This is a genomic window from Arsenophonus sp. aPb (assembly GCF_029873475.1).
GTDB lineage: Bacteria > Pseudomonadota > Gammaproteobacteria > Enterobacterales > Enterobacteriaceae > Arsenophonus.
The window spans coordinates 1990354-2001716 of the sequence record NZ_CP123499.1; the positions used below are offsets into that span (position 1 = coordinate 1990354).

14 protein-coding genes are annotated in these 11363 nt (G+C 37.1%); 3 read left to right on the top strand and 11 right to left on the bottom strand.

The features are described from left to right. Positions 1–149: 149 nt before the first annotated feature. The 6 genes from QE177_RS08895 to QE177_RS08920 all read right to left on the bottom strand — a co-directional run bounded on the left by QE177_RS08895 (position 150) and on the right by QE177_RS08920 (position 3810). Complete coding sequence (locus QE177_RS08895; RefSeq protein ID WP_280548868.1) at positions 150–644, bottom strand: hypothetical protein; 495 nt, start codon at positions 642–644, stop codon at positions 150–152. Beyond that, complete coding sequence (locus QE177_RS08900) at positions 644–988, bottom strand: M15 family metallopeptidase (RefSeq protein ID WP_280548870.1); 345 nt, start codon at positions 986–988, stop codon at positions 644–646. Before QE177_RS08900 ends, QE177_RS08895 begins: the two co-directional genes overlap by 1 nt. A gap of 11 nt (positions 989–999) precedes the next feature. After that, positions 1000–1269, bottom strand: coding sequence for a phage holin family protein (locus tag QE177_RS08905; protein WP_280548872.1), 270 nt, complete (start codon positions 1267–1269; stop codon positions 1000–1002). Further along, positions 1256–1633, bottom strand: coding sequence for a putative holin (locus QE177_RS08910; RefSeq protein ID WP_280548874.1), 378 nt, complete (start codon positions 1631–1633; stop codon positions 1256–1258). Before QE177_RS08910 ends, QE177_RS08905 begins: the two co-directional genes overlap by 14 nt. A 109-nt stretch (positions 1634–1742) precedes the next feature. Continuing rightward, entirely contained in the window at positions 1743–2180 is a 438-nt protein-coding gene (locus QE177_RS08915; protein WP_280548875.1) for a tail fiber assembly protein, read from the bottom strand. Position 2181: 1 nt separating this feature from the next. Next, complete coding sequence (locus tag QE177_RS08920; RefSeq protein ID WP_280548877.1) at positions 2182–3810, bottom strand: hypothetical protein; 1629 nt, start codon at positions 3808–3810, stop codon at positions 2182–2184. Positions 3811–3970: 160 nt separating this feature from the next. Between QE177_RS08920 and QE177_RS08925 the strand changes: the two genes are divergently transcribed. Both QE177_RS08925 and QE177_RS08930 read left to right on the top strand, forming a co-directional pair. After that, positions 3971–4222, top strand: coding sequence for a hypothetical protein (locus tag QE177_RS08925; RefSeq protein WP_280548879.1), 252 nt, complete (start codon positions 3971–3973; stop codon positions 4220–4222). A gap of 626 nt (positions 4223–4848) precedes the next feature. After that, positions 4849–5217, top strand: coding sequence for a type II toxin-antitoxin system YafO family toxin (locus QE177_RS08930; RefSeq protein WP_280548881.1), 369 nt, complete (start codon positions 4849–4851; stop codon positions 5215–5217). Between the two features lie 234 nt (positions 5218–5451). Here QE177_RS08930 and QE177_RS08935 read toward each other — a convergent pair whose 3' ends face one another. From QE177_RS08935 to QE177_RS08950, 4 genes are all read right to left on the bottom strand, one after another. Next, positions 5452–5778: a hypothetical protein gene (locus tag QE177_RS08935; RefSeq protein WP_280548883.1), complete on the bottom strand. Its 327-nt coding sequence runs from the start codon at positions 5776–5778 to the stop codon at positions 5452–5454. After that, positions 5742–6386, bottom strand: coding sequence for a hypothetical protein (locus QE177_RS08940; protein WP_280548885.1), 645 nt, complete (start codon positions 6384–6386; stop codon positions 5742–5744). Before QE177_RS08940 ends, QE177_RS08935 begins: the two co-directional genes overlap by 37 nt. Next, positions 6383–7075 carry an HNH endonuclease signature motif containing protein gene (locus QE177_RS08945; RefSeq protein ID WP_280548887.1) on the bottom strand — a complete coding sequence of 231 codons (693 nt, stop codon included), beginning with the start codon at positions 7073–7075 and terminating at the stop codon, positions 6383–6385. Before QE177_RS08945 ends, QE177_RS08940 begins: the two co-directional genes overlap by 4 nt. 738 nt (positions 7076–7813) lie before the next feature. Then, positions 7814–7963, bottom strand: a complete 150-nt coding sequence (locus QE177_RS08950) for a hypothetical protein (RefSeq protein ID WP_280548889.1) — start codon at positions 7961–7963, stop codon at positions 7814–7816. Between the two features lie 217 nt (positions 7964–8180). Here QE177_RS08950 and QE177_RS08955 point away from each other — a divergent pair, with 217 nt between their 5' ends. After that, entirely contained in the window at positions 8181–8777 is a 597-nt protein-coding gene (locus QE177_RS08955; protein WP_280548891.1) for a hypothetical protein, read from the top strand. A gap of 112 nt (positions 8778–8889) precedes the next feature. On the opposite strand, the gene QE177_RS08960 is transcribed toward QE177_RS08955, so the two are convergent. Beyond that, positions 8890–11361 carry a hypothetical protein gene (locus QE177_RS08960; protein ID WP_280548893.1) on the bottom strand — a complete coding sequence of 824 codons (2472 nt, stop codon included), beginning with the start codon at positions 11359–11361 and terminating at the stop codon, positions 8890–8892. Between the last annotated feature and the right edge of the window lie 2 nt (positions 11362–11363).

Consider the following 11363-nt stretch of genomic DNA (forward strand, 5'->3'; position numbering starts at 1 on the left):
ATCGTTTCATATCACAAATTTTATGAGTCCGCAATTATCAAATTTAGATAATAGGCAACATTAACCTGATGGGAAATAATTAGCTCAGTAGCAACATAATAATTATGTACACCAGGGAAACCCAAACCAGCCGTTTTTGGCTGGTTTTTTTATTTATACCTACTAAATAATTGCTCTCTAGCGCCTAATTCTATAATACACAAATTGAGTAATCTGGTGTTTTCATCCGCACGCTTAGCCTCATTCCCATACTGTTTAAGTGTGCTTCGTAATTGTTGAGAAAATTGATTGATCTGGTTTCTTTCAATTCGGCAGGAATTGGTGTTAACGGTATCTGCGGTTGCTGTTTTTTTAATATCGTTTTGCCATTGCAAGCTGTCAAAGTGATCAAGCACACGATTAAGCAGATTCTCTGTACGTTTGCTATCGCCCTCTTTAGCATTATAATATTCCCCTATTCGCTTTTGTTGCTCATTATCTGCCAAGTTACGCAATGCAATATTTGCGGTTATGTCTTTTTCATTTTGTTGATATTGTTTTATTGCTTTTGTCATTTGTTTATTAGCCAAATAAACTTGGCTTAAACACCAACCGGAAATAAAAGACACAAGCAAAAAACTCAATCCAATAACGACTCTTATCATTAACGGATCCCGTTATGCTCAAGGCTGAAATGGTTACCATCTGGACGCGTTTTAAACCGCCCTCCCCAGCTTCCTCCAATGGATTCCCAATATTCACCCAGTAACCGGTAATCATTACTATCGGTCAGATAGTTGTTATTTTTATCAAACAAATTTAAATCAATCGCTAAACGCTGGGTGTGCAAGCTATTTAAAATTCCAGTACCATTTTTAGCATTAATACTTGCCTGAGTGGGCGTCCTGTAAGCTTCACCAAACGTCAATTTATAACCCTGGCTTTGTGCAAACTGAATTAATTTAGCGACCATACCGGTAAATTGATTTTGTTTATCAACCAAAGACATTTAAAGCGACCTCACTTAAATAACCGCGTGACATTGCCACGATATTTCAATAGAGCAATACAAATAATTGAATTAGCAAAAATATTTTGTAAATCAGTTTGATAGGAAGAATCGAAATAAGCCAAGACGGGTATACTAGAGGCATAAAACATCATCAGCCAAGCAAGTCGGCCACCCGTCTTACAATAACTTTTACCATTACGCCGAAAGGTGAAGAGGCGGATAAACATTATGCTGCAAATAATTACATTAATAAGCACTAACACTTTATCGAATGTCATCGCTACTACCCCGAGGAAGATCTACTCTGTCATAGGCTTTGATACTTAGTTTTACCGACAATAAAGAAGCGGCAAACGCCCCCATCGTATTAACACTATCAAGGTTGTAATATTCCGCTTTGACGCCAATCAGTGTAGTTAAAGAGATAAACATTGTGGCAAATGGACTAAAAAGAACTAAGCCAGCAACAAAGCTGGCTAAGGCTAAAATAGAACGACGTAAGATGGTGAATTCAGTCGCTGCAGTCGTGAAATAGATTGAGCCAAGGATTGAGCCCATAACAACTTCAGCAGGAAGACCAGAAAAATAACTCGCGAATGCAGCAACACTTAATGATGTTTTTATAACAGCATCTTCTTGCATGTGTAGTACCATGTTGACAAATAATCATTATGATACAGCAAAAAGATAAACAATAAACCTCATAAGGGTTATTTTTATGATCGTAATAACAGTAAGTAACCCTTTTTTATTATAGGGGTACTTCTGGCCATTCAATATCTGGCGCTGCTGAGATATCTACCCGATTTAATAATATACGATAAGTTTTCCATGCCACTAATCGCTGCTCTTCATCCTCTGTTGCTATTTTTAAATCAATTGCATCTTGTAACGGCGCAATAACTTCGGATGCATTTTGCATTAATTCAATTCTTTTATTCTCAGCCTCTGCAATTAATTCACTTTTTGTCTTAGGAGGTATATCAAGCCAAACCGGATCACCATTTTCATTAGCGCCTAACATTTTTCCTTCCGGCGGTGCACACAGTGCATACTCTTGATATACTTTAAAAGGCACTTTTTTAGCTGTACTATCCCAAAAACCAGCGCTAACATAATCATCTTTCAATGAATTAGATAACCAACATAATTTTTTAGCACTAAAATAATAAATATCATTGTTTTTCATTTTACCATCCTATCGCAATCCATCTCATATCAGTAAATGGAGAAGCATTACTTCCAGTAGTTACCTTGGTTTGGCGCATTGTAAATCCGCTATTATTCGCATCCATTATGTTAGGCGCATACATTTCAGATAGATTAGAATTGGAATTAAAATTAGCTAACCCCATACCTGCTAAGGTATTTGGGAAAGCAATAGGAAATGAATTTCTTGAACTATTACTTCTAGCTACTCTACCCCACTGAATAATTACACCAGTACTTGGATCTTTCATCCATCCATTGGTAGATTTGCTAGCCGTCCATTTAGCCGTGGCTAATTTAGAATCTACTTCTGATTTAGTGTAATTATCTCCTTGTAATGCAAGAACTCCTGCTTTGATAGGAAAATACACAGTAAAATCTGGACTACCTCTTTTTACTGCAAATAATCTTTGGTCTGTATTATTTGCTCCTATCACCCAAGCATTCTTATTTGCTGCAGTTAACTCCAATTCACCATTTGAAGTGGTATTTGTAACATAGAGTTTAGGTACTGTTACAACCGTAGGATTATTAGTTAAGGCTAGAGTTCCATTACTTTTAGGAACTTGTACTCGATATTCTAAACCCACACCGCTCTTTACTCCGTCGATATTTAAAGTTTTACTATCTGGATCTAATACAAAATCTACCATAGAATTATCTTTAGTAGTTTTAAAAGATAATCTAGGATTTCCATAAGTTATATTTAATCCTGCAACAGTGACTCCTCTGGTATCAACCAACTTAACAAATTTATCATCTGTTTCTGCTTTAGTATACGAATCAAGCACTATCCGCATCCAGGCACCAACCTTAATACCCCCTGTCGATTCAGGCGTTGAATTTTTAGCTACTAATTTTGGTAGTTGGCCATCCCAGCGATAATAACCCCCCTCTTTTTCATAATGTAATGCCTGGTAACGAGCGGTTACCTCAAATCCCTTTTCAAATGAATCGACTAATACATAACCCAATGCGCCGGTTTGACTCGGATCGAGTAAAGTTGGTTTGCCATTGGCATCAAATCCAATTTGCTTATTTTTGCGGGTTGCAACATCGGGTAGCGCGGGAATATCAATATCATTAACCCGTAAAGAACGAACATCTTTATCCCTGATGGCTGATTTCATTAACCCAAAGTTAACCGCATCGTTATCACTTTTAGGTTGGCTGATGTTTGAAACCCGATAATTTTTAGCATCAAAATAGTTTGATAACATGCTTGGTCGTTTTAAAAACAGTGATAAATTACCTAATACCCGTTGAATCAACATAGTAAGATAATCAAACGCATTTTCATGGGTCTCAGCATAAAAGCGCCCTTGATTGCGAAATGATACTTCTTGCTTTGCTGGCAAATTTCTGGCTATTAATAGCTTATTGCCGTTTACTAACGGTGACTTTAAGATAATTTTGCCGCCTTTATCACTATTAACACCTGTTACCGTATAATCGCTATTTAATGTTAGTTTTCTTTCATTATCACCGTTGCTATCAGTAACAGTGACAACCAAGTGTTCATCACTAAACACTCTAAATTTATAATCAAACTCAGTTGTAACCCCGTTTCCGATATATTCATTCGAGCTTACCTCAGTTACTACAGTCATTATTGCTATCCTCCATCTAACTAATAAACATGATAGCCTTAATAAATCTTTTAAGGAATTATGTTTAACAAAATAGACGGAAAGATAAACAAAATATGAGAATCAGCATATTATATATGGAGATTTCTCATTAAATTTCGTGAAAAAGACAGGGGTTAAAATGTATAGGAAAATTAATTATCCAGCGCCTGAAAACTATGCAGCAAAGCTAAACACGGAAAGTGAAGTGGCAAAGTTGGCGATAAAATCCAATATTGAGAACCTACTGATAACATTAGATAGTAACGGCTATGATGTCAGCGCTGCTTTGATTGAGCTTATCGCGATGAAAAATTATATCCGTCAGAAACTAAAAACTGATGCCAAAATCAGGACGCATTTTGAATATATCATTAAAGAGTTAAACAAATAATCCATTATGGGTTAAAGCACCCAAGTGGTGCTTTTATATTTATTTATAAGCAAAAGTAAATCTTGTTTTTTTTTACAACCAAGGTTGTTTTTAGTATATTGAAAATTAGCCAAACTAATAATTTTATTATATCTAAAGTGATTTTTTGGCTAAAAGGTGTTCTAAAATATAACTAAGGAAATAATCGTAGTATCTAATAAGACCTTTTTGTACAAAAAATGGTCTAAAATATAACTAAAGTAATAACTATAATAATGAGCAAATAACGTTAATAAAGTAACAATAAATAGCTATTTAAGAATCCACTTGTTAACAAGAGAATCTGGATAAAGATAAACAAGTAAAACTTGAATAGCGTACAAAGATAAATCGAGGTAGACTAAACTATGGTACAAGTAGCGAAAAATAAAAAAGTTCGTAAAACTATTCGAACATCGCCAGAAGAAAAAAAAGCTATATCTGAAGCTTTTAAAAACCTGGCAAAGGAAATGGATAAAGTGAGATAGGAACAAATGGGTTTAAAAATAACTCGAAGTATAGAAGTATGTAATTCAGTTAGAAATCTTATTAAAAACAACGGCCCGTATGCTGAAACACCAATTATAAAATTCGAAAAATACAAGCAAATGTGCATTGAATTCGGCGATATACCTATTCCCCCTTATCATATTCAATTAAAGCATCCTTCACATAGTGATACTATAGGTAGAGATAAACCTATGGATAGACCTCGCAGCGCCAGATATGAAGAGCTTCATCATATACATTTTTGGCAGGAAGGATGTGTATGGGAAGATGATGATGGATACCAAGTACAATGGAACAGTACCAGCGACGCATTTATTATTTATTCTTATTTTATCGATAAAGATGGTGACCATCACTTTTACATAATCGATATACTCCTTGATAATGCTCATAATATTATAGAAAATAACGAACAAATTCTAAAATGGGTTACTATCGCCAAAGAATTTCGGCTTAAAAATATCTGATGTATTGATAAAGATTAGAGTAGCACAAGCTTACTATCTAATAATCCGAACTATATACTTAACAATAACATGTTTAATATGTCTGTATTAGCTCAGCTTTAATCTGGCACTGTTATGGTACAGGGCTAAACCAAGTTTGACAGGTAGCTCTGTGCTAATAGCGGACATAGCTAAGTTATCAATTAGTAGCCAGTCACTGTCTCATTATCTTGAAAAACAAAAAGGCATCCCAACCTATGAATCCCAAACCGCTAAATGAGTAATGGATACACATTTTTGGTTTATAACAAAATCAGTTTCTTCCGCTTCATTTGAAAGCATGTACAAAATATCCAGTGGTAATTCCGCTCCTGCAAGTTTCAACTCTGCTTTGAGTTGGAGCAAAGTTTCTCCTGACGGACCTACAACCAGAATATCGTAATCAGTGCCAACCCCAAAAAGCGATGAACCAAACATAAAGCATTCAAAAAACTTCAATGTCGGGCACGTTTTTAAAAGGTGGCATGCCACATCGCTTACCGACATCAACGGCGAAGAATTGATTCTTTGAATTCTGGCCATTTCATGACTCCGCAACCAAGTTGACGCCCGACTTCAAAGGCGCTACTAGTGGGCTCTCCATTGGGATTAATGTTCCACATAACATCAACACTACCAAATTTGTCCCAGAAAGAGCGCACTGCATCAGCTGTCGGCTCATACTCAAGGAGCATACCTACTCTAAGCTTGCGCCCATTGGCTAAATCAATAATGAATACGCGATCAAATTCCCTTTCTATGTTTCTTACAACCCTCATTTGCGTTATAAGCCGATACGCATAAAAATAATCTTTGTGAGCCGCAGTATTAACATTGTTGTCTGCAAGGGCTGAATATAAAGTGCCTGCACTGCCCCATCCTATTTTTGCATCACTTACATAGTTGATAGCCTTACCAGTCCATACACATGCTTTTCTGTACCCACAAATAAAATCCAAATCTGGGAACTGTTCATGATAATGCTGAACTATTTCAAGAGTAATCTCTTCTGATGCAGAAATAATAGCCAATGTATCAGGTCTATCGTGTATTGAGATTTTGATAGCATCTCCAGTCACATGTTTTGCGAAACCTAATCTCTTAAGGCAGTCGTTTATATTTTCAAGAGCATAATTTACTTGCCAATTCACGCAAAGATTCCATCCATATCTTGAGGGTATCGAATGGCTATACCAGAAACGCAGCAAACATGACGTTCGGTAAGCCCACGAACATGCTCTTGGTATTGAGCAAATATTTCTTGTTCTTCAACTGTCAGGTGGCACTGGTTTTTGCTAATGATCGCCTGAATACGATAGTGATTAGGTAATATGACACTTCGCATCCTTTGCGACCAAGCATTGGCCGTTTCAGACTCAGGATCGAATTCAAAATTTGCACCATCACAAGGGGCAAATTCTTTCCAGATGGCCTTATTTTCACCCATAGCTGCAATCACAGCATATCTCGCTTGTTTTCGCTCTTCATAGCAAATAATCCCTTGACTATGAACTAAAGTTATAAGGTGATTTCTCTTCCAGTCTAAAAGCATACTTCTTGGGTATGAATCAGGTGCTTTATCAATAATTGTATGGCACGTGGGGCACAAAAGAATTAGGTTTTCAAATGAGTCTGCCTCAAACTCTTCACTTGGTCTTTGTTCATGTCGAGGCCCTGTCTCACCATGAGGAATAACATGAGCCATTTCTGCAATATGCCTATCACCGCCCATATCAACTGGGAAAAGTGGTTTGAGACAACGAGGATGCTGACAATGTCCTCCTGATTCTGAAAACAGCCTCAATTTAGTGTTACTTGGGATACTTCTCCTGACAGACATATTTGATTTCCAAAGGTTTCATTAAGCGGCAACGTGATTACCAATTATCGTTGTTATGTTCTATGGTGAGTAGCATATCAGATAAAAAAAAAATTTTTTTGAACCAAAATAAATTTCTTAGAAAACACTAATTTTTTGTTTGCTTATTGAGCAAACATAGATCACCAAGGATTCAGAGTCATTTTAAAATTAGCTACTTTTACCATTAATACCTATAGACAATTCCCGCTTTTTCGTTCATAGCTACCAGTCAGTTACTTCATATTATAAACTGAACCATTCAGGCTTGTTTCTCATGTGGATTTTGCATAGGTGATAATATGCAGCTTTGTTTAACAGACTGCGTTGCCTGTCTATGTGAAACGGCGTGCCCGTTATCCAGTACTCAATAGTAGCAGCCAAACGGATAGCGAGACGAAATAGGAGCGCAGCTTACTGAGAGCCAGCAATAGCGCCGGAGTGGAATACTAATCCTGCTACGGCCGTGAAATCGAAACTGGCCGTACTTGTTCGCTCATAGCTGACTGTAAGATTTGATTGTGTGCTGCATGAGAAAACTGTCGGCTCAAATTTGATCTAATATATGTCTGTCTGAAATATACCCTAATCTGATCTCTATTTTATAACTAACTAAAATATTACCGAAACTTCTAAATTCCATTTAAGTGCTCAATTCCTCGTTAGGATTTAATCCGAAAGCTAAGAGATGTTTATTAGAGAATGGGTATCATATAACGATTAGTATTGAGTAACACCAATAAAACAAGCTACCGCAGATAGCAAAATAACTACAGCAACAGCAAACTCACCATCATCTAGTACCCCCTTGCGATTCAAAATCACAATCGCAATCAACACCAAAATGACAAAAATAAATATCCCCATCATTTCTCCTTACTTAAACATCCCATCCTACTATTAATCGCTACTATTAAAATCTAATTACGCAATCGTAAAAATCAAGAAATAAAAAATATAATAAAATCATTAAGATAAATTAATTTCAATAACAATAATTAACAAACTAAACAAATTTATTTCATAAAAAACATTTGTTATGATTAGTTTCCATTATAGTATCGATAACTACATCACTGGTGAATATGTGTTTAATAGAATATCAAGTATTTTTCATCATAATAAGTTCAGTGTATCTGCTGCATTGTCAGAAAAAAACGATATAGAAAATAAAAATATTAAACTTGGAAAGCTAATTGGAGAGGGAATAGAGGGGAAAATATATATAGACGCTAATAATAAAAATTTTATATTAAAAAAATTACATACTAATGATAGACATTATATAGAATCCTGCTTTAGAGAAGAAGTGAACTGTTTTAATAAATATTATGGAGAAGGATCTGCAGCGTTAATAGAAAGTAAGGATACATTTTATATTAGGATGTATAAAGTACCAGGAGTACCACTCAGCAGCATTAATGACAACATATTTCCACCAAATGCGCAAGAACGCTTTCAGCATATGATTTGCGATTTAGGTGATAAAGGCATAATGCATGATGATTTAAATTTTAAAAATATTCTATATGACAGAGAAACCAACACATTTTATCCAATAGACTTTTCTAATCGATATGAAGAGTATCACAGTGGAGATAATGCTATCAAAAATTCACTAAATAACAGTTCAGAAATGAGATATGATTGGGCATTAGAACATATAATTGAACATACATACTAACCTGCCAAAAATCAAAATAATCGACTATCAATATCGCTGAGTATAAACACTAACAAAACCGCTTTCTCAGCACTTTATAATATCAATTCAACAAACTTTAATGCATTAACCCTCAAAAATTAGGCCCCACATCTTGCGGTCTCCACCAATAAGTTTGATTAAACTCTTTTTTAGCTCTTTTTTCCATTCTGCGCAAATAGCCAGGTGAAAAGTATTCCTGCAGTTGATTAAAAATCAGGTGATCGGTAGCTGCTTTTGTGTACCATAAATTAGCAAATGGCAGTAACCCCTTAACCATTTTTATGGTATCACTACCGGTTTGTGCTGGCTTGCCTTCAACAGCATTGACAGGTATGCCCTGCGCAAGTTTAACCATATCCTCAACCATACCTGCTACTGGGCCAAGCATCGAAGCTATTGCTCCCTGACCATATTGTGTATGATTATCAAATAAAAAGTCGCCGTATAAACCAAGTCCACCACCCTTTAAGGCCGCTTGTAACCAGTACTTATACCAATCCTTACCATGCATATCTCTTGGTTTTTTACCAGAAGCGACATCATTAATTTGCATTGATAAAGCACCTAAAAATGTGGTACTGGCTAGGAAAGCGGCTAAATAAGCCGCTCTGCCACCTGCTGACGGTAGACTCATCGCCCTAGACCAATGGCGCGCCACCATCGCAATGGGAAAAGATTTAAATAAAAATAGACTGCGAGTTAATTCACCCAGTATAGAACCTCTTTGCAACGGGGCACCGGTGATCATACTATCTCTTGCACCAGGAGTGACGGCCGCCATATCCACTTCTTCGGTAACAACACCTAACAATTTTCTGGCCGCTTCAAATTTAACCCGTTCTGGATTGCCAAAAGAGGTTAATTTTTGATTGGGAATATGCATGATGCTCTCAGGGGTTAACATCGTATTATTACCATTGCCCCAATCTTCCTGTTGGGCCAATTTCCATATTGACCAGTCACGCTGATTAATTCCTTTATTGGTCAAAATGGCAAAATCATCACGGCTAACCTTAGCTAAATTGGTATGTCTTTTTACCAGACTACCAATACTGCCCATCATAGTAACACCATAGGCACGTTTATTCGCATCTGTCCAGGCACTTAAGCCACTGGCTCGCATAACCGCATTGGCTGACCAGCGGGAAAATGACGGCCCCATATTATCGCTTGCCCAGCGATTCATGCTACCTAATAAGGTTTCCATTGCTAACCCCGCCCGACGCGCTAGGCGTAATTCTTCTTTATTCGTCGGATTAAAGGCCGCTAATTGATTTTTTAATAATTGCGCTGCCGGCAGATTATTAACCTTAGCGGTTAGGTACATGGTGCCAACATCGGTAAAAGAAGTCAGAAAGGCAGAACCCAACCGGCTAGCAACCAGAATATTACGTAAATCTTGCGAGAATTTAGCGATCCTAACATTGGCAACCGGTAATGTTTTGCCGGCGACAAAGTTATATAAATTTTCCGTATTGCGCATTAGCCGGTCTGTTTTTCTGGCATTAGTCGGGTTTTGTTTCGCTTCATTACTAGCCAGTTCATTTAACAAACTTTTAAAAACATGATCAGGATTAGGACCATAGGTTTCTACTAAGGCAATATCTTTACTAAGCCCGTTTAGATGCCCTACCATGATATCCCACAGCGCCTTTTCACCATAAAGTTTTTGGTAATCTAAATAAGCCTCAGCATCTTTAAAATGGATTTGGCGAGAAGCATTACCTCTATTGGCTCGCATCCCTTTGCCGACTATTGGCTGATCACCAATTTTATTTAATCCACCTGTGGCAATCGTTTCATATGCATGGCGTAGAAATTCGGCTAACTCCACATCGTTCATCAATTCACCGTTTTCCTTAACGTATTTATTGCGATCTAATTTACCGATAACATCAGATGTCCATTTTTCTGCTGTCACTTTGGCTACCCTATCTCTGGCATGCCCTTGTGGTAAGCCCCATCCTTCCAGATAACCAATATTACCACCCGCATCATTAAAGTGTTTTCGCAGTAGTGTAGTAACCTGCTGCCAGGCTTCAGCACCCTTTTGGGCTTTAATATTTTTTGTCTTTTGGCCCATAATTTCGTAGACAAGATCTTTAACCGCTTGCTCATTTTCAAATAAATTGAAAAACCGTCCATCAACGGCTGCAAATGCTTCTTGCAATTGACTTAGTGCATAATTAAAGGTTGCTTTGGCTCTGGTTTCCACCGACATAAAATTACTTTTTCCATCGGCACTAAAAGCGATTGTTCGATTTAGTGCTTCAAGTTTGCTGCCAGCAAAACTATTAATATGGCTATCCAATCGCTGCCTGGCTAAAATTGTTAAGGCCACCCGTCTTTTTTTAAGATTAGCCTCATGTTGCAACTGTTCCGCCGCCAATTGTCCAGCACGTTGTAATCGTTCTGATTCGCTTAACAGCCGCCAGGCAGCCGGATCATTTCTGGCCAGATTTCGCATACTTTTAATAATCCGCTGTTCAATATTATTTATTTCAGCGGTACTTAATGGACGTTTAGCGGCATTTTGCACGGCCTGAATACATTCAGCTCGCATAA